Raw genomic sequence first — 24,412 nt, 5'->3', positions numbered from 1 at the left:
TTGTCCGCCGCTCAATTTTTATCCAAAATAGCAGAAAATGAGTTCCACAGCCAGTTCTGCTTGCATTTTCTGTAATGCGTTGCTATAATAAAGCAACGGGCGCGGACATATGTCCGTAACGCGCGGACAGAATGGGCCCGTGATTCAGGATTAAGGAGGATACATATTCATGAAAAAGCTTCTTGCACTCGCGCTGACCGGCGCTATGGCCCTGACCCTTCTGGCCGGCTGCGGCGGCAGCGGCAGCGGCAGCAGCAGTCCCAGCCCCTCTGCCAGCGGCGACGCCCCCTCCTCCGGCGACAAGGTGGTCACCATCGGCATCTTTGAGCCCGCCTCCGGCGACAACGGCGCCGGCGGCAAGCAGGAGGTCCTGGGCATGCAGTACGCCCACGACGTACAGCCCACCGTGGAAATCGGCGGCGAGACCTATCAGGTGGAGCTGGCCATCGTAGACAACCAGTCCTCCAACGACAAGGCCGCCACCGCCGCCTCCGAGCTGGTGAGCAAGGGCTGCTCCATCGTGCTGGGCTCCTACGGCTCCGGCGTGTCCATTGCCGGCTCCGATACCTTCAAGAACGCCGGCATCCCTGTCATCGGTGTCACTTGTACCAACCCCCAGGTCACCGAGGGCAACACCCATTACTTCCGCATCTGCTTCCTGGACCCCTTCCAGGGCACCGTTCTGGCCAACTTCGCCGCGGACAACTTCCAGGCCAAGACCGCTTACACCCTGAGCAAGCAGGGCGACGACTACTCCGGCGGCCTGTGCTACTACTTCAAGGAGGCCTTCGAGGCGCTGGGCGGTACAGTCGTGTCCGCCGAGTTCCCGGAGGGCACCTCTGACTTCACCTCCTACGTCATCGCCGCCAAGAATGCCGGCGCCGACGTGTTCTTCTCCCCCGTCTCCACCGAGGCGGCCGCTCTGATCGTGGACAACGCCGCCGCCCAGGGTCTGGGCATGCCCATCATGGCCGGCGACACCTGGGATTCCAACGTCATCACCGGCGCCGCCCAGGGCAAGGATGTGGAGATCTATGTGACCACCTTCTATCAGGAGGGAGGCAACGCCGAGTTTGACGCCGGCATCAAGGAGTGGATCAACGCCGATGCCACCCGCCTGTCCAACAACAACGGCAACGACATGATCGCCGCCGTCTCCGCCATGGGCTATGACGCCTACTTCGTGGCGCTGGAGGCCCTGAAGAACGCCGGCTCCACCGATCCCGCTGCCGTCAACGAGGCGCTCTGGAACACCACCTACACCGGCGTGTCCGGCGACATCGCCTTTGAGTCCGAAAACGGCGACGCCATCCGCGACGTGGCCTACGTCAAGCAGGCCAACACCGAGACCGGCGCCTGGGACTTCGTCACCGTCCAGAAAGCCGGCTGAGGCCGTCGTCCCAAGATCATCCAAGCGCGGCGTCAAGGGACAGCGGGGGCAGAAGCTGCCCCCGCTGTCCTCTGATACGTCCCCCTTATTATCATTTGGACTGCCTCGAAAAGGGCCCCGGGGCCTTTTTCGAGACAGTCCAAAGTGGAGGTCCGCTTATGGAATTTTTGAGCAAGAATCTGGCCTACCTGCTGGCCGGTATCTCGGTGGGAGGACAGTATGCCCTCATCGCCATCGGCTATACCATGGTCTACGGCATCCTGCGGCTGATCAACTTCGCCCACGGCGACGTGTTCATGGTGGCGGGACTGATGATGGTCTATCTCTCCGCCGCCCTGCCCCTGTACGCCGCGGTCCCTCTGGTACTCCTCCTCACCGTGGCGCTGGGCTTCGTCATCGAGCGGGTGGCCTATAAGCCCCTGCGCTCCGCACCCCGCATGTCGGTGATGATCTCGGCCATCGGCGTCAGCTACCTGCTGCAGAACCTGGCCCTGTATGTCACCGGCGGCCTAAACAAGAACTACCCCGCCATCCCCCTGATCTCCGAGCAGGTCACCATCGGGCCCGCAACCACCAAGGTGGTCACTCTGGTCACCCCCGTGCTCACCATCGTGCTGGTGGCGGTGCTGATGCAGCTCATCCACCACACCAAGATCGGCATGGCCATGCGGGCCGTGGCCAAGGACTTCGAGACCAGTCAGCTTATGGGCATCAAGATTAACTCGGTCATCAGCGTCACCTTTATTATTGGCTCCTTCCTGGCTGCGGTGGGGTCGCTGCTCTACTTCACCAATTACCCCGGCGTGGTGCCCGCCTCGGGCGCCATGCCCGGCCTGAAGGCCTTCGTGGCCGCCGTGTTCGGCGGCATCGGCTCCATTCCCGGAGCGGTGGTGGGCGCCTTCCTCATCGGCATCTGCGAAAATATCATCAAGGGCCTGGACGACATGCTGGTCCAATTGGGTGTCCTTCAGACGGGACTGGGGCTGACCACTTTCTCGGACGCCTTCACCTTCGCCCTGCTCATCGTCATTCTCATCGCCAAGCCCACCGGGCTGTTCGGTGAGAAGGCCACCGATAAGGTTTGAGGTGAACGCCATGAAAAAACAGAAACAGATTTGGGTCCCCATTGCCGCCGCCGTGGTCTGCATCGCCGCCCTCTATGTCCTGGATTGTACCCTGCCCAGCGGGCACATGCTCTTCACCGTGCTGCGGAAAAGCGCCATCTATGCCCTGGTGGCCGTCTCCATGAACCTGCTCAACGGCTTTACCGGCCTGTTCTCCCTGGGACAGGCGGGCTTCATGCTCATCGGAGCCTATACTTATGCCATCTTTACCATTCCGCTGGAGGCCAAGGAGAAGGTGTACCAGTACTACGACTGCGCCGTGGGCTTCAGCCTGCCCGTGCCGGTGGCCCTGGTGCTGGCCGGTTTGCTGGCCGCCGCCTTCGCTTTCCTCATCGGACTGCCCGTGCTGCGGTTGAAGAGCGACTATCTGGCCATCGCCACCCTGGGCTTTGCCGAGATCATCAAGGCCATCTTCCTGTGGAAGCCTCTGGGCCCCATCACCAACGGCTCCAACCTGCTCAAGAGCTTTCCCAATTTCAGCACCCTGGTGGCGGAGGAGTCCCCCTTCTACGGCCTCTACAGCCGGCACATGGCCTTCTTCTCCACCCTGTTCCCCATTGCCGTGTCGGCCATTTGCATCACGCTCATTGTCCTGCTCATCAACTCCTCCTACGGCCGGGCCTTCAAGGCCATCCGGGAGGATGAGATTGCCGCCGAGGCCATGGGCGTCAACCTGTTCCGGCACAAGCAGATGTCCTTCTGCATCTCCTCCTTCTTCGCCGGGGTCGGCGGGGCCCTGCTGGCGATGTTCCAGACCACCGTGGCCGCCGCCCAGTTCAAGTCCGCCCTGACCTATGAGATCCTGCTAATCGTGGTCATCGGCGGCATCGGCTCGGTCACCGGAAGCTGCTTGGCCTCCTTTTTGTTCGTGGCCTGCTCCGAGTGGTGGCTGCGCTTCCTGGACAGCGAGATGGTGCTGGCCAACGGTCTTAAGGTGCCTTTTTTGCGCAACGGCTTCCGGCTGGTGGTCTTTTCCATCATCATTATGATCGTGGTCCTCTTCTTCCGCCGGGGCATCATGGGGGACAAGGAGCTCCCCGACCTCATCCGGCGGCGGCCGGGCAAGCGAAAGGAGGCGGTAAAATGAGTGAGAACGTCCTCCGGGTCGAACAGGTAACCATGCAGTTCGGCGGCGTAGTGGCGGTCAACGACCTCTCTCTGGAGGTAAACCGGGGGGAGATCGTGGCCCTGATCGGCCCCAACGGCGCCGGAAAGACCACCGCCTTTAACTGCATCACCGGGGTCTACGAGCCCACCAACGGCCGGGTTTCCTTCCTGGGTGAGACCATGGTGGAGAACTATCCCCAGGGCAAGATGCAGAAGCTCTACGCCGGGGAGAACCAGGGCCTTTACACCAAGAAGCTGAGCCCCACCCCCGACCACATCACCAGGCTGGGTATCGCCCGGACCTTCCAGAACATCCGGCTGTTCGGCGCCTTGTCGGTCTTTGACAACGTGCTCATCGCCAAGCACATGCGGGCCAGACAGAATTTCCTGTCCGCCACCTTCCGGCTCAACGCCAGGGAGGAAAAGCGGATGCGCCAGGAGGCCATGGCCCTGCTGGAGGAGCAGAACCTGGCCCATCTGAAAGACGAGATCGCGGGCAGCCTGCCCTACGGACTCCAGCGCCGGCTGGAGATCGCCCGGGCCTTGGCTACCGATCCCAAGCTCCTGCTCCTGGACGAGCCGGCCGCCGGCATGAATCCCCAGGAGACCCAGGGGCTCACCGACTTCATCAAGCAGATCCGCGGGGAGTACGACCTGACCATCTTCATGATCGAGCACCACATGGATCTGGTCATGCAGATCTCCGACCGCATCTACGTCCTGGACTTCGGCAGGCTGATCGCCCAGGGCACCCCGGAGGCCGTCCAGAACGATCCCCGGGTCATCGAGGCTTATTTGGGGGTGGCAGACGATGCTGAAGATTGACGACCTGCGGGTCAATTATGGCGGCATCGAGGCCGTCAAGGGCATCACCCTTGCAGTGCCTGAGCGGGAGATCGTCACCCTGATCGGCGCCAACGGCGCCGGAAAATCCACCACCCTGCGCGCCATCGCCGGACTGGTAAAGCCGGCCTCGGGGCGCATCCATCTCCAGGCCGAGGACATCACCGGCCTGTCCCCGGACAAGATCGTCTCCAAGGGCATCACCCTGGTGCCCGAGGGGCGGCGGGTATTTCCCGACCTCACCGTGCTGGAGAACCTGAAGATCGGCGCCTACCTCCGCAAGGACAACCTGGAGGACGACATCAAATGGGTGTACGACCTCTTTCCCCGGCTCAAGGAGCGGTCCTGGCAGGCGGCGGGCACTCTGTCCGGCGGAGAGCAGCAGATGCTGGCCGTGGGCCGGGCCCTCATGTCCCGTCCCAAGCTGATGATGATGGACGAACCCTCCCTGGGCCTGGCTCCGCTGGTGGTCAAGGGCATCTTCGACATCATCAAGGAGATCAACCGCCAGGGCGTGACCATCCTGCTCATCGAGCAGAACGCCAACATGGCCCTGCACACAGCCGACAGCGCCTATGTGCTGGAGACCGGCCGGCTGACCCTCCGGGGTACCGGCAGGGAGCTTTTGAGCAACGAAGCGGTCAAAAAAGCCTATCTGGGCTGAACCGGACCGCCCATATGGCCCCATCTCCGTGCAGGAGATGGGGCATATTTTTAACCATATGTTCCTGAATTTGGGCGGACAGGAAAAACAAAGGCGCAAAAGGAGGACCGCTGCCCACCTATGGTAGGACCAATTTGGCAGATTGCATAATTCGTATACCAAGATTTCTACACCCGAATCCAGGCGATTCCGGCCCGGGAACAACCGGAAGCGGTTGACATTCCCTGGAGGAGCTTCTAAAATAAGAATAACTGGAAAAAAAGGCCTGTTTTGTTGCTTTTGACTGACATGCCACCCAGTTGGCCCTGGACGCCCAACGAACGTGTGCCCCCCTGCCCCGTGCAGCAGTGCTCCCACACGCCTCCCGTGAGGCGTCCGTTTTTTGCCCGGAAACCGGGACCCAATTCCGTTTGAAGAAGGTGGACGCGTGATTGTCCTGTTTTTTCTGCTCTGGCTTCTGCTGTCGGGAGAGGTGACCCTGCGCGTCTGCGTATGGGGCGCGGTGGTCTCCGCCCTGCTGTACTGTTTCTGCACCAGGGTGCTGGGCTATGGCTGGCGCTATGAGAGGCGGGCGGTCAAAAAGTTGGGCCCCGGGCTGCGCTATCTGGGCTATCTGATCGTGGAGATGCTCAAGGCCGGGCTGGTGGTCATGAAGCTCGTCTACACCAGGGGGCGGAACATGAAGCCTCTTTTGGTGTTTTACGACAGCCCGGTCCACACCGAGGGCGGCCGGGCGGTGCTGGCCAATTCCATTACCCTGACTGCCGGCACCATCACCGTGGAGACGGTGGACGGGCGCTTCTGCGTCCACGCCCTGGACCGGTCCCTGGCCGAGGGCATCGAGGACTGCGAGTTCCAGCGCCGGCTGGAGAAATTGGAGGAGTGACATGGAACAGGTGAGAAACGGCCTTCTGGTCGCCTCCGCCCTGGTGCTGGCCGTGCTGATCCTGGCAGTTCTGGTGCGGGCCATTCTGGGGCCCCGGTTCACCGACCGCATCATTGCCGTCAATGTCATCAACACGCTGGTGGTGGCGCTGCTGGTGGTGCTTTCGGTGTGGATGAGCGAGGATTTCCTGGTGGATGTGGCTCTGATCTACGCCCTGCTGAGCTTTCTGACGGTGGTGGTGGTCTCCCGGCTGGTGCTCACCCGGCGGCAGAGGCACAAGGAGGACCAGCGGCGGGAGCAGCGGTGCAGGGGCACCCGGAAAAAAGGAGGCGGCGCGCGTGGTACATAATATCGTGACGGGCCTAGGACTGGCGGTCCTGCTGTTCGGCCTGTTCGTCTTTTTTACGGCGGTGCTGGGGCTATACCGCTTTGACTATGTGCTCAACCGGATGCACGCCGCCGCCGTGGGCGACGCGCTGGGCATCTTCTGCATCCTGCTGGGGCTGATGCTGCTCCACGGCTGGTCCCTGCCGGCCTTCAAGACGCTGGCCATCCTGCTGTTTCTGTGGCTGACCAGTCCGGTGTCCAGCCACCTGATCGCCGAGATGGAGGTCCTGACCATCCCGGACATCCAAAAGGAATGCGAGGTGGAGGTGCGATGACCGTATTGGAGTACCTGCTGCTGGCCGGGCTGGTCATTACCGCCGTGGCTGCGCCCCTGTGCAGGCGGATGCTGGCCACCGTCATCGTGTATATGGCCTTTTCGCTGCTGATGGCAGTGCTGTGGAGCCTGCTGCAGAGCCCCGACCTGGCCATCACCGAGGCCGCCGTGGGCGCCGGCATCACCAGCATCCTATTTTTCCTGACGCTGAAGAAAATCCACGCGCTGAAGGGGACCCGCGATGAGTAAGACGGCGAAAAAAGGGGATTGGAAGGGGCGGTTGACGGCCTGGGTGGACGGCGACCGGGGGCCCAAGGACCGGACGCTCTTTGTCATGGAGACCCGCGCCCGGCGGTCCCGCCTGCCCACGGTGGAGGAGCACGAGAAACGGGAGAAGCATCGGCTGCGGGAGTTTTTCAACTGGTATCCCGCAGCGGCGGTGCTCATCTGCCTGCTGCTCACGGCCGTCTTGATGTTCACTGTGCTCCAGATGCCGGGCTTCGGCCGGGCGGACAATCCCCTGCACAACCAGGTGTCCGAACACTATATCGAGCACGGCAAGGAGGATTCCGGCGCGGCCAACGTGGTCACCGCCATGATCCTCACCTACCGGGGTTTCGACACCCTGGGGGAGAGCTGTGTGCTGTTCCTGGCGGTGACCAGCGTGATGATGCTGCTGCTTCGGGACGAGAAGAACACCGATGGCCGGGACCTGCGCCGGATGGCCCAGGAGGACGCCATCCAGCGGGAGCACCAGGACGTCATTCTCAAGGAGGCCGGGGAGATCCTCATCCCCTTCATTTTCCTCTTTGCCGTCTATGTGCTGCTCAACGGCGAGACCTCTCCCGGCGGCGGCTTCTCCGGCGGTACCATTCTAGGCAGTGGGCTGGTCCTGTTCGCCTGCGCCTTCGGCTTCGACAAGCTGCGGGCCTTTATGAACCACAGGACCTACAGCGTAGTGCGCACCTTCGGCCTGATGCTGTACGCCGTGCTGTACGGGATCAACATCTTTCTGGGCGCCAACGGCCTGCCCAACTATCTGGTGGGCATGAGCCTGCTCATCGACCTGGCGGTGGGCCTGGTGGTGGCCTGCACGGTTTACGGGTTTTACGCCCTGTTTGCAAGGGGGGAGCTGTGATGCTGGAAACCATCCTGCACAACCGCTTTGCGGTCACCGCCGTCCTCCTGTTCGGCATTGGCTTCATGAATTTGCTGCTCCAGCAGAACCTGCTGAAAAAGGTAGTGGGCTTCAACATCATGGACTCCGCCGTGTTCATGCTGCTGGCCTCCCTGGGCTACATCGAGGGCCGGGTGGCCCCGGTGATGGGCGAGGGCGTAACCCCGGACGCCAGCCTGTTTATCAACCCCATCCCCAGCGGCCTGGTGCTCACCGGCATCGTGGTGTCGGTCAGCATCACCGCCTTTTCCCTGGCCCTCATCCAGCGCATCCACAAGCATTACGGCACCATCGAGATGAAAGAGCTGCTGGAGCGGGCCAAGAAGGAGGATGACTGATGCGGCCGTTTGTCGAGAATTTCCCCTTCTTCTGCATCTTCCTGGCTCTGGTGGCCGGCATCCTGTCCGCCACCTTCCGCAGCGGCCGGGCGGCCTACCGCATGACCTTGGCCGTCACCGGGGCCATCGCCGTGCTGTCCGCCCTGACCCTGCGGTATGTGGTGGAGGGTGGCCTGAGCTTCGGTTACACCATGGGCCGCTTCCCCATCCCCCTGGGCAACGCCATCCGCTGCGGCCCCCTCCAGGCCCTGCTGTGCACCGTGTTCGCGGGGGTGCTGCTCTTTGCCCTGGTGGGCGGGTCCCGGGACCTGTTTCACGACGTGCTGCCGGAGAAGCAGCGGTTCTATTTCGTCATGGTCAACCTGACCGACGCCGCCCTGCTGTCCCTGGTGTATACCAACGACGCCTTTACCGGCTATGTCTTCATTGAGATCAGCACCATCGCCGCCTGCGCCCTGGTCATGGCCAAGGACAACGGACCCAACCTCATCGCCACCATCCGGTATCTCTTCATGAGCCTGATGGGCTCCGGGCTGTTTCTCATCGGTCTGGCCATCCTCACCTCCATCACCGGCTACCTGCTGATGCCCTCCATGGCCGAGGCGGTGGCCAGGCTGGCGGAGACGGGAGAATACCGGGTCCCCCTGACGGTGTGCGCCGGGCTGATGGTCACCGGGCTGGGCATCAAAAGCGCCATGTTCCCCTTCCACCTGTGGCTGCCCGACGCCCACGGAGGGGCCACCACTGCCTCCTCGGCCCTGCTGTCGGGGCTGGTGCTCAAGGGATACATCGTGCTGATGATGACCCTGATGGTGCGGGTGTTCTCCATGGAGCTCATGGTGGAGCTGGGTGTGACCAACGTGGTGCTGCTCTTCGGCCTGCTGGGCATGATCTTCGGCTCCCTGGGCGCCATGCGGGAGTACCACGTCAAGCGGATGCTGGCCTACTCTTCGGTGGCGCAGATCGGGTACATCTTTATGGGCATCGGTCTGGGCAGCGCGGCGGGCCTGACGGCCTCCTGCTTCCACATTCTGGTCCACGCCTGCTGTAAGCCCCTGCTGTTCTGCTGCGCCGGGCGGCTGAGCGCCGTCAGCGGCCACCACCGCAGCCTCAAGAACCTGCGGGGCAGCGCCTATCGGGACATTGCCGCCGGGATCGGCTTTACGGTGGGCTCTCTGTCCATGATCGGCATCCCGCTGTTCGGCGGCTTCGTCTCCAAGCTGTATTTTGCCAGCGCCTCCCTGCCCACCAACCGGACGGCGGTGACGCTGCTGACCATCGCCCTGTCCACGGTGCTCAACGCGCTGTACTACATCCCGGCCCTGCTGTCCATCTGGATGCGGCCGGACCCGGCGGATGAGCGCGCCGTTCTGGCCGACGCCACGCCGGAAATGCTGGCCTTTGACCGGCCTTTTACCGCGGCGGCCGCGGTCTTTACCGCCAGCATCTTTATCCTGGGGATCTTTTATCACCCCATCACCGACATCATCGAGGCCGGAATCCGGCTGATCTGAGGTTTGCGAGGTAGTGTCCATGCTGTTGCTGCTGCCCATCCTGGCGCCCGTGGCCGGAGGCATATTTGTCTTCCGGCAGAAAAAGGAATCGGTCCGGAACCGGCTGGTGCTGGCCCTCATGCTGGTCACCGCCGGGCTGGTATGCGCCGTCTGCCTGACGCCGGAGCAGACGGTGGAGTTGCTGACCATCCAGGGCCGGCTCCACCTGGCCCTGCGCAGCGACCTGCTGGCCAAGTTCTTCTTGGTGCTCATCACCTGCATCTGGGCCCCCATCACCCTGTTTGCTTTCCCCTACATCCGGCATGAGGGCCGGGACCGGCAGTTCTTCGGCTTCTACACCATGACCCTGGGCATCCTGGCGGGGCTGGCCATGGCCAAGAATTTTGTGACGCTCTATATGTTTTTCGAGATGATGAGCCTCATCACCGTGCCCCTGGTGCTCCACAGCGGCACTGCCGCCTCCCGGCGGGCGGGTTTTAAGTATCTGGGCTACTCGGTGTTCGGGGCAGGCATGGCCCTGGCGGGCTATTTCTTCGTGGCCTACTACATGGCCACCCCCGACTTCATCCACGGCGGGGCCATCGACCCGGTCAAGGCGGCGGAGCATCGGCCCATGCTGCTCGTCGTCTACTTCCTGATGATTGTGGGCTTCGGGTGCAAGGCGGGCATGATGCCCATGCAGGCCTGGCTGCCCGCCGCCCATCCGGTGGCCCCCGCTCCCGCCTCCGCCGTGCTGTCCGGCGTCATCACCAAAGGGGGTGTGCTGGCCATCCTGCGCATCACCTACTATATGTACGGCGTGGATTTCCTCTCCGGCACCTGGCCCCAGTATGTGCTGCTCACTCTGGCCCTGTGCACCGTCTTTGTGGGTTCCATGCTGGCCTACCGGGAGAAGCTCCTCAAGCGGCGGCTGGCCTACTCCACCGTCAGCCAGGTGTCCTACGTGCTCTTCGGCCTGTTTCTGTTCACCCCGGCGGGCGTGCTGGGCGCTCTGCTCCAGCTCGTGTTCCACGCCCTGGCCAAAGACGTCCTCTTCCTGGCGGCGGGGGCCGTCATCTTTGCCACCAACCGTACCCGGGTGGACCAGCTCCGGGGCATCGGCCGCCGCATGCCGGTGACCATGTGGTGCTTTACCCTGGCCGCCCTGTCCCTCATTGGCATCCCGCCCATGCCCGGCTTTCTCAGCAAGTGGTATCTGGTGACGGCGGGGCTGGAGGGGGCTTCCCGGGCCTTCGGCATCGCCGGGCTGGTGGTGCTCATCCTCTCCGCCCTGCTGACGGCGGGCTACCTGCTGCCCATCGTCACGGCGGGCTTCTTCCCCGGCCGAGACTTCAGCGGCGAGCGGAAGGAAGTGGGAAAAACCATGCTGGCCCCCATGCTGTGCTTTTCGGCGGCGTCCGTCCTGCTGGGCCTGTTCCCCGGCCCCCTCATGAGCTGGCTGGGCGGGCTGATCCCCAAGATGTTCTGAATTCCGCCGGAAAGGAGGCGCACGCATGCTTCGATTTCTCAATCTGCCCATCCTCTTCCCCGTGCTGATGGGCCTGGGTCTGCTGATCCTGCACCCGGAGAGCCGGAAAACACGCAACCTCTACCTGATGACGGCGGTGCTGATCACCTCGGCGCTCTCCTTTGCCGCCATCGGCGTCACCTATGTCCAGGGCAGCGACGCCCTGGCCTGCATCATGGTCCGGTTCAACGACGTGTTTTCCATCTCCCTGCGGATCGACGGGGCGTCCATGGTGTTCGGGACCATCGTCTCCACCCTGTGGCCCATCATCACGGTGTACGCCATCGACTACATGTCCCACGAGGGCTCTGAGAACCGGTTCTTTTCCTTCTGGCTCATGGCCTACGGCGTGGTGCTGGGCGTGGCCTACTCGGAGGACTTTTTGTCCCTCTACCTGTTCTATGAGCTTTTGACCCTGTCCACCCTGCCCCTGGTGATGCACGCCGCCGACGAAAAGGCCCGGTACGCCGGGCGGGAGTACCTCATCTACTCCCTGTCCGGCGCGGCCTTTGCCTTCATCGGCATCGTGTTCCTGCTCAACTACGGCGCGGGCCACCTGAACTTTACCTACGGCGGCATTCTGGACGCCGCCCGGGTGGCGGGCAACGAGCGGACGCTGCTGGTGGTCTTTGTGGCGGCCTTCCTCGGGTTCGGCGTCAAGGCGGCCATCTACCCCTTCTACCGCTGGCTGCCCGACGCCTCGGTGGCCCCCACCCCGGTCTCCGCCCTGCTCCACGCCGTGGCGGTGGTCAAGGCGGGCGCCTTCGCCGTCATGCGGCTCATCTACTTCGGCTTCGGGGCCGACTTTCTCCGGGGCACCTGGGCCCAGACGGTGGTCATGGCGGCCACCATCGTCACCATTGTCTACGGCTCCGCCCGGGCCCTGCGCACCCCCCACCTGAAGCGGAGGCTGGCCTTCTCCACGGTGAGCAACCTGTCCTACATCCTTTTCGCCTTTACCATCATGACTCCCGCCGGGCTGCTGGGCGGACTGACCCATATGGTCTATCACGCGGTGGTCAAGATCACCATGTTCTGCTGCGCCGGCGCCATCCTCCACAAGAGCGGTCGGGAGTACGTCTACGATCTGGAAAACTTCGGGCGGGTGATGCCGGTGGTCTTCGCCGCTTTCACCGTGTCCTCCTTTGCCCTCATCGGCCTGCCTCCTCTGGGCGGCTTCGCGGGCAAGTGGATGATCGCCACCGCCGCCGTGGCCTCCCAGAACAAACTGGCCTACGTGGGCATCGGGGCGCTGATTTTGTCCACGCTGCTGACCACCCTCTATCTGATGACAGTGGTGGTCCGGGCCTACTTCCCGGTGGGAAAGCTGGACGCCGAGGCCTTGGCCAAGGTCCACGACCCGGACAAGACCATGACCGTGCCGCTGGTGCTCCTGACGTCCATGGGCGTGGTGCTGGCCCTGTGCTCCAACCTGGTTATCGGCTTTTTGACCCAGGTCAGCCAGGGGCTGCTGTAAGGGGGGAAGAGAACATGCAAACCGATCTGCTGCTGTTTCTGGTGCTTTTCCCTATTCTGGGCGCTTTCGCGGTCTTTCCCCTGGGGAAGCGGAGCCCGGCGGGCCGGGACTGGTATGTCCGCATCGTGCCCGCTGTGGAGCTGGCGGCGGCCCTGTTGCTGCTGACGGCGGACGGGGCGGGGGCCGCCCTGCCCGGCGTGTGCGGCCTGGGACTGCGGTTGGCGGCGGGGAGCCTGCGTACCCTGCTGGTCCTGGTGGCGGGCTTTTTGTGGCTGGCCACCGGCCTGGCCAGCCGGGAATACTTTGCCGCCGCCGCGCACAAGGAGCGCTACTACTTTTTCTGGCTGCTGACCCTGGGGGCCCTGATGGGGGTCTTTCTGGCGGCTGACCTCATCACCCTCTTTGTTTTTTTTGAAATGATGTCCTTCACCTCCTACGTGTGGGTGGCCCAAAACGAGACCCCGGAGGCCCTCCGGGCGGCCAACACCTATCTGGCGGTGGCGGTCATCGGCGGCATGACCCTGCTGGTGGGGCTGTTCCTGCTGTACGACCTGCTGGGCACCCTGGAGATTGGGGCGCTGGCCGGCCTGGCCGCCGCCCTGCCGGAGGAGAAGAAGGTCCCGCTCTATGTGGCGGGAGGCTGCTGCCTGGCGGGCTTCGGAGCCAAGGCGGGCATGTTCCCCCTGCACATCTGGCTGCCCAAGGCCCACCCGGTGGCGCCGGCCCCGGCCTCGGCCCTGCTGTCCGGCATCCTGACCAAAAGCGGCGTGTTCGGCATTCTGGTAATCGCCCGGAACCTGTTCCGGGCCGACGCGCCCTGGGGGGACGCGGTGCTTTTGCTGGGGGTAGTGACCATGGTGCTGGGGGCGGTGCTGGCCGTCTTCTCAGTGGACCTGAAGCGGACTCTGGCCTGCTCATCCATGTCCCAGATCGGCTTTATCCTGGTGGGAGTGGCCATGCAGGGCCTCCTCAGCGGGGAGAACGCCCTGGCGGCCTGGGGCACCATTCTGCATATGCTCAACCACTCCCTGATCAAGCTGGTCCTCTTCGTGGCGGCTGGGGTGGTCTATCTGGGGACCCATTCCCTGAACCTCAACGACATCCGGGGCTGGGGCCGCGACAAGCCCTGGCTCAAGGCGGTCTTTCTGGTGGGGGCCTGCTCCATCGCCGGGGTGCCCGGCTTCTCCGGATACGTCAGCAAGACCCTGCTCCACGAGAGCATTGTGGAGTACATCCACGCCCTGACCCACGCGGGTCTGGACGCCGGAGTCTACCGTGTGGTGGAGTGGCTGTTCCTGATCTCCGGCGGCCTGACGGCAGCCTATATGACCAAGCTCTTTGTGTGCATCTTTCTCTCCCCCAAGGCCCGGGGCCAGCACGCGGCGCCGAAGCCCTACTGGTCTGCGGGCACGGCGGCGGCCCTGACCGGCGGGGCGGGGGTGCTGCTGGCGCTGGGCGTGACCCCCTCCCTTACCATGCAGCCCATCGCCGTCTGGGCGGCGGAGTTCCTGCACGGCGACCACCTGGAGGAGACCCTCCACTACTTCTCCCTGACCAATCTGAAGGGGGCCTGCATCTCACTGGGCATCGGCGCGCTGGTCTATCTGGCGGTCATCCGGGGGCTACTGATGCGGCGGGAGAGCGGCGGGGAGGTCTACCTCAACCGCTGGCCGCAGAGGCTGGACCTGGAGGAGCTGGTGTACCGGCCCGCCCTGAATGCCCTGGCCTTCCTGGGCGCCTTCTGCGCCCGGGCCGCGGCCTCGGTGGGGGACGTCATTGTCTTTCTGGGGGAGCGCATCCTCTTTACCAAGGCTCCCGGCATCTTTGTGCCTAAGCACGATGAGAATTTCGGCGCATATGAGCGCAAGCCCCGGCGGTTCCTGGTGGGGGAGACCTTCTCCTTCGACCTGCTGCTGGCGGGAGTGGGATTGGTCGCCATGCTGCTGTATATTCTGCTGGTCTAGGCGGCGCAAAAGGGCATTGACATCCCTTCGCAGACTGTGTATACTGGAAAAGGATGGATGGCTCTTCTGGGCCCATCCCGCTTGGACCGACAATTGAAAAAGAAAAAAGAGATGTTCTTGTGGCTCTTTCGGGGCGTGGGCCCTGGCCCGGCACCGGGAGAGATGGACAAGGGAACCGGAACACGGGAGACCGTGCAGACCGGACGGTAACCGCCGCTGTAAGCGTGGAGGCCGCATCCGTTGGCGAAAGCCAGTCACTGGGGAGACCTGGGAAGGCGGGATGCGGGCGCAGGAGCAGACGCTCCCTAAACGCAAGTCAGAAGACCTACAAAAACGACCCGCCCCGTGGAGGGACGGGGCTCTGGTGTTGCGGAAAAACGGCCGTGGCAAGCATATGCTTGCCGCGGCATTTTATATTTTGGGCGGGCTCCGCCCAGACGAAAAAGGAGAGAGCGCGATGAAAAACAGGATGAAAAAGGCTTTGGCTCTGCTGGTGGCGCTGGTGCTGACCCTGAGTCTGCTGCCCGCCGCCGCCTTTGCGGCGGAGGACGTGACGGTCACACTGGAGGTCAATATCCGCGCCGTTGCAGAGCCGGAAATGCTGGCGGAGTTGGGCGTGCAGTCGCCGTTGCCAGGACCGGTGACAGTGACGGTGCCGGCCGGGTCCACCGTAAAGGATGTGCTGACCCAGGCCCAGAAGGACCAGGGACTGGATATCGTTGGGCTGGACAAGGGCTTTGTGACGGGCATCGGCTGGGTATCGGGCATCAGCGCCATCAACGAGACGCTGGGGACCGAGGTCCAGGAGGGGAGCTTTCAGTACCCCGGCTGGTCCTATGCCATCAATGGCGACTTTGACGCCCCGGCCGGCATCGGAGCAGATCCGGTTACAGAAGGGGATACGTATACCTTCCGCTACAGCCTCTATGGGGTCTGGAGCGGGAATGCCATGCACTATTACGATTACGAGTTCCTAGATGCGCTGGACGAGGCCCGGACCGCCCTGGAGCAGGCCAAGGCATGGGACACCTCCGCCTTTTCCGACCCGGAAAAAGCGGCTCTGGAGCAGGCCGTTGCGGAAGCTGAAACGCTGATCGGCGGGCTGGATGAGACCTATATGGGGCTCTGGCTGGAGTATGTCGCGGAGAAGGGGAGCGCCCTCTATGGCCCCGGCTCGGACGCCGACAAACTGATCAAGGCTGCGGCAGCCCTGGCCGCAGCGATGCAGCCCAGCCCGGCCAACGAGCTGACCAGTTTGGTCGTGACGGACCTGATGGAGAGCTACACCGGGTCCATAGACTTTGATCCCGCAGAGACAGAATACGCCCTCTACGATTTTCCCACCACGCTGTCAATGGTCAAGGTGAAGGCAGCCCGCGCCTCTGGGAATGCGGTGGTCTCCATCTATTTGGGAGAGGCTGCGGAGCCGGCGGCGCAGGTCACAGGCCAGCAGGGGGATAGCTGGATTATACTCAGGGACCTGGATTGGAGCGGCACGGTCAACGTGCTGCGAATGGTGGTAGAACCGCCGGAGGGCACTGGGCTGTCCGCCAAAACCTACACCGTCCGGATCAGCCGTGCCCTGACCGCAGCCGAGCTGGAGGCGGACCGGGATGCCCTGCGGCTGGGGGGCGGCGACAGCACGGTGGAGGTCTCTGCGGACCTGGATCTACCGGAGACCGGGGCCAGCGGGCTGTCCTCCATTACCTGGACATCCAGCGCACCGGATGTTATAAGCGGCAGCGGCGTGGTCCGGCGGGGGGCCAAGGAGCAGACCGTTACACTGACAGCCACCCTTTCGGCTGCGGGGCTGGAAAGCCTGACTAAGATATTTACAGTGACGGTCACCCCGGTTGGGGCCCGGGAGGTCCTGGACAACATCGCGGCCCGGTATGCGGCCTCCGGCGTGGCGGGCGACGGCAATGGCCCCTGGCTGGCCGCCGATCTGGCTGCCTATGCCGCCGCCTGGCCGGACCGCGGCCACAAACTGTCCGCGGACCAGGTGCAGGCCTGCCTGGATACCTTCCTGGCCAAGGCTGACGCTACCGACGCGCCCGGCGATCTGGCCAAATACATCATTGCCCTGCGGGCCCTGGGCTACGACGCCCGGAAGACCGTTACCGCCGACCTGCGGGAGGTGGACGTGGTGGCCAAGCTGACGGCCCTGGTGGACGGCAAGGCTGCCAGCGTGACCAATCCGTATACCCTGCCCTACGTCATTCTGGCGCTCCAGCAGGGGGAGGGCTACGCCACCCAGGCGCAGATGGATTACCTGATCCAGGCGGCGGTGGACAGCCAGGACTCCTGGGGCAATACATCCTGGGGCCCCGACGGGGCCACGCCCATGCTGCTGGCGCTGGCCCCCTACTGTGACGGCAACGCTCTGGTGAAGGAGGCCGTGGACGGGGCCCTGGCCAAGGTGCGGGCCTGCCAGGGGGCGGACGGCGGCATGGGGAACGCCGCCTCCACCGGCCTGGCCGCCATGGCCTTTGCCGCGCTGGGTATCGACCCTGCCGAAGTGACGGCAGGCGAGGGCCAGCCCTCCCTGGTGGACGGACTGCTGACCTATGTCAGCGACACCCTGGATGGCTTCCGGCCCACGTCCAACTCCTTCTCCACCGAGCAGGGCTTCCGCGGCCTGATCGCCGCCCTCCGGTACGGGGAGACGGGGCTGCCCTTCCGGCTGTTTGACTTCTCCGACCGGGCCATGGAGACGGCCGAGGCCACCTGGGCCCAACACGGCCCGGTGACCTTCGCGGTCATCCCGGATGACGCGGCGGTGACCGTCCTGCGGGAGGAGACGGAGCAGACGCCGGCGGCTCCCTTCCGCTATGACCTGCCCGCCGGGACCTACACCTACACCGTGAGCAAGAGCGGGTATGTGGGCAAGACCGGCTCCTTTACCGTGACGGAGGCCCAGGCTGAGGCCCACACGGGCCAGAAGATCAGCGTCTCGCTGGCCGCCGCGCCCGGCGCAGACAGCGGCAGGAGCATCACTGTCTCCGTCAAGGTGCTGACCCACGACGACAGCGCCTGCGGCGGAAAATACACCTATAAGCACAACGCCTCGGCCTATCAGGTGGTCCTGGCTGACGAGTCTGTGGCGCTGCGGGCCGGTCAGTCGGTGTTCGACGCCCTGGACGCCGCCCTGACCCAGGCGGGGGTGGACTATGTGGAGAGCACGCCGGGGTACATCAGCTCCATTGGAGACGAGGAGGAGTTCGGGCACGGCAGCAAGGATTCCGGCTGGCTGTATATGGTCAACGGCACCACCGCCGACATCGGCTGCCGGGATTATTCGCTGACGCGGGATGCCAAGGTGATCTGGTTCTACACTGACAATTACCACGACGAGTACGGCTCGGAGTCCTGGGGCGGCAGCTCCTCGGCAGGGGCGGCGGACACCAGCGCCGTTCTGGAGCCTCAGGCGGTGGCAGACAAAACCGGCGAGGCCAAGGCGGCGGTGACGGAAAAAGAGATTCGCGCCGCTTTGGACGCCGCCCAGAACGGCGGCGCAGGGTGTGTTATCATCCGGCCCGACGTCTCGGGACGGGCGGACCAGGTCACCGTGGAGCTGCCCCGGACGGCGGTGGAGCGGCTGGCCGGGGAGACCGGGGTCGGCCTGAGGATTGAGACCGGACTGGCGCAGGTGGACCTCTCCAGCCGGGCGCTGGCCGCACTGGCCGACGCAGGCGGCCGGACGGTGTCGGTGTCGGTGGGACAGGGGGCGGACGGGGTCCGGACCGTCGCCGTCTTGGTGGACGGCAAGCCGGTGGAGACCCTGCCCGGCGGCATCCGGGTCGCCTTCCCCGCCGCGGAGGCGGGGCTGGTGCCCGCACTGGTGGGGGCGGATGACGCCGCCGCCCCGCTGAAAAAATCCCTGGTGGCGAACGGCACCGCCTATCTGCTGCTGCCCGGCTCGGCCTCCGTGGCCCTGATCCGAGGGGCAGAGACCTTCGTCGACGTGCCCGACGGATACTGGGGGGCGGAAGCGGTGGCCTTCGCCGCCTCCCGCGGGCTGCTCCAGGGGGTGGGCGGCGACCGCTTCGACCCCGACGGGGTGCTGACCCGGGCCATGCTGGTGACGGTGCTCTACCGCCTGGAGGGCCAGCCGGAGGGGGCTGAGGCGGCCTTCTCCGACGTGGCGGTCGAGGCTTGGTACGCCTCGGCCGCCGCCTGGGCGGCAGAGGCAGGCATCGCCAACGGGGTCTCCGGCGGGGCCTTTGCCCCGGAGCGCTCCATCACCCGGCAGGAACTGGCCGCCATGCTCTACCGCTATGCCGGGTACGCCGGCCTGGATACCTCCGCCCGGCAGCCGCTCACCGCCTTTGCCGACGGCGCCGAGCGCGCCGGGTGGGCGGAGGAGGCCCTGTCCTGGGCCTTGGCCACCGGCCTGCTGACCGGAAAGGACGGCGGGCGGCTGGACCCCGCCGGGAATGCCAGCCGCGCCGAGGTGGCCGCCGTTCTGGAGCGCCTGGTGGGCCTCATGGTCCGATGAAGCAAAAGGGAGCGGCAGGCATTGCTTTGCAGAGAGGCCTTTATGGAGGGGAAAGGAGCGATCACCGTGAATGTCAACTGGTTCAAGGAGCCCGAGCACGTGGTCTATGTGGAGGCGGAGCGTTTCCTGCCGGAGTTCAGCCGGAAGGTGAAGCTGCCCGATCTGCCCGCTCAGGTAGAGGCCTTCCGGGCACAGCCCACGCCGGAGGGCAAAAACATCCGCACCGGTATGAAGGGCACCTCGCTGAAGCTGTTTGTCCCCGACCTGGTCTTTGAGGAAAAGCTGGATATGGGGGACACGGTGTGGGTCTATCTGGGCCAGACCCACGTCAGCTACTGCCTGTACTGGAAGCAGTAAAAAAGGACCGGGGCGTCCGTCCACTGGACGGACGCCCCGGTCCTTTTTAAGCGATTACACGTTGAAGCGGAAGAGGACAATATCCCCGTCCTGCATGACATAGTCCTTGCCCTCGCTGCGGACCAGGCCCTTTTCCTTGGCGGCGTTCATGCTGCCATTGGCTACCAGGTCGTCGAAGGAGACCACCTCGGCCCGGATGAAGCCCCGCTCGAAGTCGGTGTGGATCTTACCGGCGGCCTGGGGCGCCTTGGTACCCTTTTGGATGGTCCAGGCCCGGCACTCGTCCTCGCCGGCGGTGAGGAAGGAGATGAGGCCCAGCAGGGCATAGCTGGCCTTGATGAGCCGGTCCAGGCCGGACTCGGGGATGCCCAGGTCGTCCAGAAACAGCTTTTTCTCGTCGGGCTCCAACTGGGCGATCTCGGCCTCCAACTGGGCGCAGACGGGGATGACCTGCGCGCCCTCGGCGGCGGCCACACCCGCCACCTGCTGGTAGTAGGCGTTGTTCTGGTAGTCGGAGAAGCCCGCCTCGTCCAGGTTGGCGGCGTAGATGATGGGCTTGAGGCTGAGAAGCTCGGAGGTGGCGATGAGGGCGGCGTCGTCCTCGTCGCACTCGTAGGAGCGGGCGGACCTGCCCTCGTTGAGCCAGTCCTGGAGGCCCTGGAAGACCTCCGCTTCGTGGGCGGCCTTCTTATCGCCGGTCCGGCCGGCCTTGGAGCACTTGTCGATGCGGCGCTGGACCATCTCCATATCGGCCATGATGAGCTCGATATCAATGATCTGAATGTCACGCAGGGGGTCTGTGGAGCCCTCCACATGGATGACGTTGGGGTCGTCGAAGCAGCGGACCACGTGAACGATGGCGTCGGTGGCCCGGATGTTGGACAGGAACTTGTTGCCCAGACCCTCGCCCTTGGAGGCGCCCTTCACCAGACCGGCGATGTCCACAAACTCCACCACGGCGGGGGTGGTCTTTTTGGGCTTATGGAAGGCGGAAAGCCAGTCCAGGCGGCTGTCGGGGACGGCCACCACGCCCACGTTGGGGTCGATGGTGCAGAAGGGGTAGTTGGCGGACTCGACGCCCGCGTTGGTGATGGCGTTGAACAGGGTCGATTTGCCCACGTTGGGCAGACCCACGATGCCTAATTTCATCGGCAGAACCCTCTTTTCCGTTGATTCGCCCTGACATTATATACGATGGCAGGGGAAAATACAAGGCTCACGGCGAAATTGAGGGGCGGGGCGCGGGGCTCTACTCGCCTTCGGCGTACTGCTCTTCGGTATCCTGTTGGGCGCTTTTCAGAATGTCTTCCGCGGTGCCATAGTCCCGGGCCTGCAGGGCGGCCACCGCATCGGTGACCCGGTTGAACAGGTAGGTGTAGAGGGTTTGATAGTCCGGCATACCGAGACCTCCTTTATATCCGATAAACAGTGTATACTGAGTTCAGGAAATTGTCAATCATTACTATCACCGATATGATGTATATACGAAAAGAAGGTGATAGGATGAAGCAGGTTCGTCTGAAGCTGGACCGCTATTTGGATGAGCGCGGCATAAGTCGGTACGAGCTTGCGCAGAGGTCAAAAATCAAATATCAGACCATTGATGGGTATTATAAAAATACCGTTGTCCGATATGATGCCTATAACCTGTCGCGGATCATCACCGCGCTGGACTGCGACCTGACCGACATCCTGGAGGTCGTGGAGAACGGCGAAGCTTGAGGGCCCGCGGGAAAACAGACGTTTTCCTGCGGGCCCTTAAGTGTTATACTGGCAACATCACAAAACCATATAGGAGGGATCTCTATGGAGACCACCGCGCAAGTACACGCCCGCCTGTCCACCCTGCCCCGGGCGGCGCTGGGCTTTTTCCCCACCCCCTTCCACCGGGCGGAAAATCTGTCCCGGGAGCTGGGCATCGATCTGTGGATCAAACGGGACGACCTGACCGGCATGAGCCTGTTCGGCGGCAACAAGGTCCGCAAGCTGGAGTATGTGCTGGGGGAGGCCCGGGCCCGGGGCTGCGACACCGTGGTCAGCTACGGCGCCACCCAGTCCAACTGCGCCATGCAGGTGGCCACCGCCTGCCGCCGCCTGGGGATGCGGCCTATTCTGTATCTGGTGGCCATCGTGGAGCCCGCCGAGCTGCGGGCCAACCTCCTGCTGGATTATGTGCTGGACGCCGAGGTCCATCTGGTCCCCCTGAACGGCGGCACGGAGGAGGAGGCCGAGGAGGAGGCCGTCCGGCTGGGCCGGGCCCACATGGCCCGCCTGGAGGGGGAGGGGCACATCTGCTGCGAGGTGCCCATGGGGGCCGCCCAGCCCCTGGGCTCCGCCGGCTTCATCGGCGGCTGGGCCGAGCTGCTGGACCAGTGCTGCGGCCAGGGTATTGCGCCGGACTATCTGTTCTTGGGCACCGGCACCGGCGGCACACTGGCCGGGCTGGCCGCCGGGCGGAAGCTGATGGGCGGGCCGGAGATCGTGGCCGTCAACGTCAGCCCCAAGGACGAGGGCTACCCCGCCCGCACGGCGGAGCTGGGCACCCGGGCCCTGAGGGCCATCGGTTCGGACGAGAACCTGCGGCCGGAGGACTTCCGGACCGACCTGGGCTACTACGGCGCGGGCTACGAGGCGCCCGCTCCTGCCGCCACTGCCGCCATCCGGCGTCTGGCCCGCACCGAGGGCATTTTGGTGGACCCGGTGTACACCGGAAAGGCCCTCTCCGGGCTCATCGACTACGCCGAACAGGGCAAGATCCCCCGGGGCTCCACCGTGGTGTTCTGGCACACCGGCGGAGCAACCGCCCTCTTTGCCGAGCCGGAAATGGTGGGCCCGGTGGCGGACGGGAGGGCCCTGTGAGCCCCATTCGGCACGAAAGGATTGCAAACGACGGAAAAATGTGCTAAAATCCCTTTGTTATGCGGGCGTATCTGAACCTTTTCAGATACGCCCCGCGCACAAAGGAGGAAACGATCCATGACGCGCACGCGCAGACGCATCCTGTCTCTGTGCCTGACCCTGGCGCTGGTGGCGGGGGCTATGGCCGCCGCCGTCCAGGCCGCCTCGGGCGAGCCGGAGCAGACGACGGAGCCCGAGCGGGGGACCATGACCTATACCGAACCCATCGCCCCCCAGTATGAGGCCGCCAAGCTCTTTTCCGAGGGCCTGGCCGCCGTCCGCCAAGGGGGAAAGTGGGGCTATATTGCCACCGACGGCGAGACCGCCATCCCCTTTGCGTACGACTTTGCCTGCCCCTTCAGCGAGGGCAAGGCCGTGGTGGGCCGGGAGGAGGAGACCGGCCTGGCCCTGGGCTTCGTGGACCACGACGGAAACTATACCCCCTTCACCGGCTGGGGCAAGCCCCTGCTGGTCCAGTCGGAGGACTGGCAGGCCGACACCGACTGCTACTTCTACAACGGCTTTGTCCGCCTGCCCGCCGGCGCCGGCTGGGCGCTGTACGACGCCGCAGGGCAGGCCATGGGCGCCCAGCTTGTCCCCCTGCACACCATGACTGAGGGGCTGACCCCCGGCTACTCCGCCTCCGCCCGGCTGGGCCGGGGATACGTGGACCGGGACGGCCAGGCCGTCCTCTACTGGAACGGGCCGGAGTACTTCGGCGCTCCCGTCACCACCGCCGACGGCCTGCGGGCCCAGAGCTACCGCTTCGTCAGCGGGGTGCTGCCCTTCAACCAGGGGCTGGCCCCCGTATGGCAGGGCACCGCAGATGCCTCCCAGAATTGGGCGGTCACCTATCGCCTGGGCTTTATCGACCGGGCCGGGGAATGGGCCATCCTGCCCGCCTACACCAACTGCTTCGTCTCCGGCTCCGACGCCGCCTGGGAGGTATTTGGTGAGACCGGCCTGGCCATGGTCCAGAACGAGGCGGGACTCTACGGCGCCATCGACAAGACCGGCCGGACCGCCCTGCCCTTCCAGTACCAGGAGCTGTGGCCCTACAGCGAGGGCCTGGCCCCCTTCCGGCTGGGCGGGAAGTACGGCTATCTGAACCCATCCGGGCAGACGGCCATCCCCGCCCGATACGAGCGGGCTACCGGCTTCTCGGGCGGCTACGCCGCCGTGTACGACGGGGAGCGGGCCTTCCTCATCGACCGGCGGGGCCGGGAGGTGACCGGCTCCGACAAGCTGGACACCGAGACCTACTTCCGGGAGGGGGCGGACGGCACCAAGACCGCCGTCAACCCCGGCGAGTATGTGGTCATCGAGGAGGGGGGACAGTACGGCTTCGGCCGCCTGGAGTTCCTGCCCCCCCTGCCGGAGGCCGGAGAGATGGACGCCTGGGCCTATGGCGAGGTGGTGGCCGCCGTGGAGGCGGACCTGGTGCCGGTGGAGCTCCAGTGCCTGTACCGGCAGAACATCACCCGGGCCCAGTTCTGTACCCTCATCGTCCAGGTGGTCCAGCGGTCGGAGGGAAAGGATATCCGGACGGTGGTCCGGGAGGAGACCGGCCGGAGCCTCTACGACTGGGTGGGGGACTACCCCTTTGCCGACACCGCCGGGGCGGACGTGATGGCGGCCTACGCGCTGGGCATCGTCAGCGGCCGGGGCGAGGGGACCTTCGATCCCTACGCCCCCATCACCCGGCAGGAGGCCGCCGCCTTCCTCTACCGGACCGCCAAGGTCCTGGGCATGGAGACGGCCGGGGCGGCGGAGAGCGCCTTTGCCGACCATGACCAGGTGGGGGTGTGGTTCCGGGACGCGGTGGCCTTTGCCGCCGACCGGGGCGTCATGGGCAGCACCGGGGCAAACCGCTTTTCCCCCCTGGCGGGCTACACCAGGGAACAGTCCTTCGTCACCGTCCACCGGCTGTTTCAGGCCCTGGAGGGGGAAGAATAGCACAGAAAAAGGACCTCTGACACCGGTCAGAGGTCCTTTGTTTGGTCCAGG

General features: G+C 64.6%; 22 protein-coding genes and 1 riboswitch. Of the genes, 20 read left to right on the top strand and 2 right to left on the bottom strand.

What is annotated here, in order from left to right; translation table 11 throughout:
* Positions 1–169 precede the first annotated feature (169 nt).
* The 17 genes from BN2154_RS14615 (at position 170) to BN2154_RS14535 (ending at position 19,507) form a co-directional block, all read left to right on the top strand.
* A complete protein-coding gene (locus BN2154_RS14615) occupies positions 170–1,390 on the top strand; it encodes an ABC transporter substrate-binding protein (RefSeq protein WP_050619478.1) in 1,221 nt (406 codons plus the stop codon).
* A 158-nt stretch (positions 1,391–1,548) separates the two neighbouring features.
* Positions 1,549–2,475: a branched-chain amino acid ABC transporter permease gene (locus BN2154_RS14610; RefSeq protein ID WP_050619477.1), complete on the top strand. Its 927-nt coding sequence runs from the start codon at positions 1,549–1,551 to the stop codon at positions 2,473–2,475.
* 10 nt (positions 2,476–2,485) lie between these two features.
* Entirely contained in the window at positions 2,486–3,601 is a 1,116-nt protein-coding gene (locus BN2154_RS14605) for a branched-chain amino acid ABC transporter permease (RefSeq protein ID WP_050619657.1), read from the top strand.
* The gene (locus tag BN2154_RS14600; RefSeq protein WP_050619476.1) at positions 3,598–4,446 is read left to right on the top strand and encodes an ABC transporter ATP-binding protein; all 849 of its coding nucleotides are present in this window, start codon (positions 3,598–3,600) and stop codon (positions 4,444–4,446) included. The genes BN2154_RS14605 and BN2154_RS14600 overlap by 4 nt, the downstream gene beginning before the upstream one ends.
* Positions 4,433–5,128: an ABC transporter ATP-binding protein gene (locus BN2154_RS14595; protein WP_050619475.1), complete on the top strand. Its 696-nt coding sequence runs from the start codon at positions 4,433–4,435 to the stop codon at positions 5,126–5,128. The genes BN2154_RS14600 and BN2154_RS14595 overlap by 14 nt, the downstream gene beginning before the upstream one ends.
* Before the next feature lie 427 nt (positions 5,129–5,555).
* Positions 5,556–6,014, top strand: a complete 459-nt coding sequence (locus BN2154_RS14590; RefSeq protein WP_050619474.1) for a Na+/H+ antiporter subunit E — start codon at positions 5,556–5,558, stop codon at positions 6,012–6,014.
* Position 6,015: 1 nt separating this feature from the next.
* Positions 6,016–6,363, top strand: a complete 348-nt coding sequence (locus BN2154_RS14585; protein WP_094762534.1) for an MrpF/PhaF family protein — start codon at positions 6,016–6,018, stop codon at positions 6,361–6,363.
* Positions 6,353–6,676 (top strand): cation:proton antiporter, encoded by a 324-nt coding sequence (locus BN2154_RS14580; RefSeq protein ID WP_050619473.1) that lies wholly within the window; start codon positions 6,353–6,355, stop codon positions 6,674–6,676. Before BN2154_RS14585 ends, BN2154_RS14580 begins: the two co-directional genes overlap by 11 nt.
* Entirely contained in the window at positions 6,673–6,924 is a 252-nt protein-coding gene (locus BN2154_RS14575; protein ID WP_050619472.1) for a hydrogenase subunit MbhD domain-containing protein, read from the top strand. The genes BN2154_RS14580 and BN2154_RS14575 overlap by 4 nt, the downstream gene beginning before the upstream one ends.
* Entirely contained in the window at positions 6,917–7,813 is an 897-nt protein-coding gene (gene mbhE, locus BN2154_RS14570) for a hydrogen gas-evolving membrane-bound hydrogenase subunit E (RefSeq protein WP_094762533.1), read from the top strand. The genes BN2154_RS14575 and mbhE overlap by 8 nt, the downstream gene beginning before the upstream one ends.
* Entirely contained in the window at positions 7,813–8,190 is a 378-nt protein-coding gene (locus BN2154_RS14565; RefSeq protein WP_050619470.1) for a sodium:proton antiporter, read from the top strand. The genes mbhE and BN2154_RS14565 overlap by 1 nt, the downstream gene beginning before the upstream one ends.
* Entirely contained in the window at positions 8,190–9,704 is a 1,515-nt protein-coding gene (locus tag BN2154_RS14560; protein WP_050619469.1) for a complex I subunit 5 family protein, read from the top strand. The genes BN2154_RS14565 and BN2154_RS14560 overlap by 1 nt, the downstream gene beginning before the upstream one ends.
* A 19-nt stretch (positions 9,705–9,723) precedes the next feature.
* The gene (locus BN2154_RS14555) at positions 9,724–11,172 is read left to right on the top strand and encodes a complex I subunit 5 family protein (RefSeq protein WP_050619468.1); all 1,449 of its coding nucleotides are present in this window, start codon (positions 9,724–9,726) and stop codon (positions 11,170–11,172) included.
* Positions 11,173–11,197: 25 nt separating this feature from the next.
* Positions 11,198–12,688 (top strand): complex I subunit 5 family protein, encoded by a 1,491-nt coding sequence (locus BN2154_RS14550; RefSeq protein ID WP_050619467.1) that lies wholly within the window; start codon positions 11,198–11,200, stop codon positions 12,686–12,688.
* Positions 12,689–12,702: 14 nt separating this feature from the next.
* Positions 12,703–14,652: a complex I subunit 5 family protein gene (locus tag BN2154_RS14545; protein WP_050619466.1), complete on the top strand. Its 1,950-nt coding sequence runs from the start codon at positions 12,703–12,705 to the stop codon at positions 14,650–14,652.
* A gap of 104 nt (positions 14,653–14,756) precedes the next feature.
* A riboswitch (cobalamin riboswitch) is annotated at positions 14,757–14,995 on the top strand.
* A 114-nt stretch (positions 14,996–15,109) separates the two neighbouring features.
* The gene (locus BN2154_RS14540; RefSeq protein ID WP_050619465.1) at positions 15,110–19,150 is read left to right on the top strand and encodes an S-layer homology domain-containing protein; all 4,041 of its coding nucleotides are present in this window, start codon (positions 15,110–15,112) and stop codon (positions 19,148–19,150) included.
* 66 nt (positions 19,151–19,216) lie between these two features.
* The gene (locus BN2154_RS14535; RefSeq protein WP_242853768.1) at positions 19,217–19,507 is read left to right on the top strand and encodes a hypothetical protein; all 291 of its coding nucleotides are present in this window, start codon (positions 19,217–19,219) and stop codon (positions 19,505–19,507) included.
* A 54-nt stretch (positions 19,508–19,561) separates the two neighbouring features.
* On the opposite strand, the gene ychF is transcribed toward BN2154_RS14535, so the two are convergent.
* The gene (gene ychF / locus BN2154_RS14530; RefSeq protein ID WP_050619463.1) at positions 19,562–20,656 is read right to left on the bottom strand and encodes a redox-regulated ATPase YchF; all 1,095 of its coding nucleotides are present in this window, start codon (positions 20,654–20,656) and stop codon (positions 19,562–19,564) included.
* A 100-nt stretch (positions 20,657–20,756) separates the two neighbouring features.
* Positions 20,757–20,906, bottom strand: a complete 150-nt coding sequence (locus tag BN2154_RS15910; RefSeq protein ID WP_154666712.1) for a plant Invertase/pectin methylesterase inhibitor family protein — start codon at positions 20,904–20,906, stop codon at positions 20,757–20,759.
* Positions 20,907–21,010: 104 nt separating this feature from the next.
* Between BN2154_RS15910 and BN2154_RS14525 the strand changes: the two genes are divergently transcribed.
* From BN2154_RS14525 to BN2154_RS14515, 3 genes are all read left to right on the top strand, one after another.
* Positions 21,011–21,229: a helix-turn-helix domain-containing protein gene (locus tag BN2154_RS14525; RefSeq protein WP_050619462.1), complete on the top strand. Its 219-nt coding sequence runs from the start codon at positions 21,011–21,013 to the stop codon at positions 21,227–21,229.
* Positions 21,230–21,313: 84 nt separating this feature from the next.
* Entirely contained in the window at positions 21,314–22,366 is a 1,053-nt protein-coding gene (locus BN2154_RS14520; protein WP_050619461.1) for a 1-aminocyclopropane-1-carboxylate deaminase/D-cysteine desulfhydrase, read from the top strand.
* A gap of 117 nt (positions 22,367–22,483) precedes the next feature.
* Positions 22,484–24,361 (top strand): WG repeat-containing protein, encoded by a 1,878-nt coding sequence (locus BN2154_RS14515; RefSeq protein WP_050619460.1) that lies wholly within the window; start codon positions 22,484–22,486, stop codon positions 24,359–24,361.
* The last annotated feature ends 51 nt before the right edge of the window (positions 24,362–24,412 follow it).

It is taken from the genome of Intestinimonas massiliensis (ex Afouda et al. 2020) (genome assembly GCF_001244995.1).
GTDB classification, from domain to species: domain Bacteria; phylum Bacillota; class Clostridia; order Oscillospirales; family Oscillospiraceae; genus Intestinimonas; species Intestinimonas massiliensis.
Note: the sequence above shows the minus strand (reverse complement) of the source record. Positions and strands in the feature narration are given on the sequence as shown.

Bases quoted from the DNA above. Each gene is read 5' to 3' on its own strand.
- BN2154_RS14615 (WP_050619478.1), top strand. From the start codon at position 170: ATGAAAAAGCTTCTTGCACTCGCGCTGACCGGCGCTATGGCCCTGACC.
- BN2154_RS14610 (WP_050619477.1), top strand. From the start codon at position 1,549: ATGGAATTTTTGAGCAAGAATCTGGCCTACCTGCTGGCCGGTATCTCG.
- BN2154_RS14605 (WP_050619657.1), top strand. From the start codon at position 2,486: ATGAAAAAACAGAAACAGATTTGGGTCCCCATTGCCGCCGCCGTGGTC.
- BN2154_RS14600 (WP_050619476.1), top strand. From the start codon at position 3,598: ATGAGTGAGAACGTCCTCCGGGTCGAACAGGTAACCATGCAGTTCGGC.
- BN2154_RS14595 (WP_050619475.1), top strand. From the start codon at position 4,433: ATGCTGAAGATTGACGACCTGCGGGTCAATTATGGCGGCATCGAGGCC.
- BN2154_RS14585 (WP_094762534.1), top strand. From the start codon at position 6,016: ATGGAACAGGTGAGAAACGGCCTTCTGGTCGCCTCCGCCCTGGTGCTG.
- BN2154_RS14575 (WP_050619472.1), top strand. From the start codon at position 6,673: ATGACCGTATTGGAGTACCTGCTGCTGGCCGGGCTGGTCATTACCGCC.
- mbhE (WP_094762533.1), top strand. From the start codon at position 6,917: ATGAGTAAGACGGCGAAAAAAGGGGATTGGAAGGGGCGGTTGACGGCC.
- BN2154_RS14565 (WP_050619470.1), top strand. From the start codon at position 7,813: ATGCTGGAAACCATCCTGCACAACCGCTTTGCGGTCACCGCCGTCCTC.
- BN2154_RS14560 (WP_050619469.1), top strand. From the start codon at position 8,190: ATGCGGCCGTTTGTCGAGAATTTCCCCTTCTTCTGCATCTTCCTGGCT.
- BN2154_RS14555 (WP_050619468.1), top strand. From the start codon at position 9,724: ATGCTGTTGCTGCTGCCCATCCTGGCGCCCGTGGCCGGAGGCATATTT.
- BN2154_RS14550 (WP_050619467.1), top strand. From the start codon at position 11,198: ATGCTTCGATTTCTCAATCTGCCCATCCTCTTCCCCGTGCTGATGGGC.
- BN2154_RS14545 (WP_050619466.1), top strand. From the start codon at position 12,703: ATGCAAACCGATCTGCTGCTGTTTCTGGTGCTTTTCCCTATTCTGGGC.
- BN2154_RS14540 (WP_050619465.1), top strand. From the start codon at position 15,110: ATGAAAAACAGGATGAAAAAGGCTTTGGCTCTGCTGGTGGCGCTGGTG.
- ychF (WP_050619463.1), bottom strand. From the start codon at position 20,656: ATGAAATTAGGCATCGTGGGTCTGCCCAACGTGGGCAAATCGACCCTG.
- BN2154_RS15910 (WP_154666712.1), bottom strand. From the start codon at position 20,906: ATGCCGGACTATCAAACCCTCTACACCTACCTGTTCAACCGGGTCACC.
- BN2154_RS14525 (WP_050619462.1), top strand. From the start codon at position 21,011: ATGAAGCAGGTTCGTCTGAAGCTGGACCGCTATTTGGATGAGCGCGGC.
- BN2154_RS14520 (WP_050619461.1), top strand. From the start codon at position 21,314: ATGGAGACCACCGCGCAAGTACACGCCCGCCTGTCCACCCTGCCCCGG.
- BN2154_RS14515 (WP_050619460.1), top strand. From the start codon at position 22,484: ATGACGCGCACGCGCAGACGCATCCTGTCTCTGTGCCTGACCCTGGCG.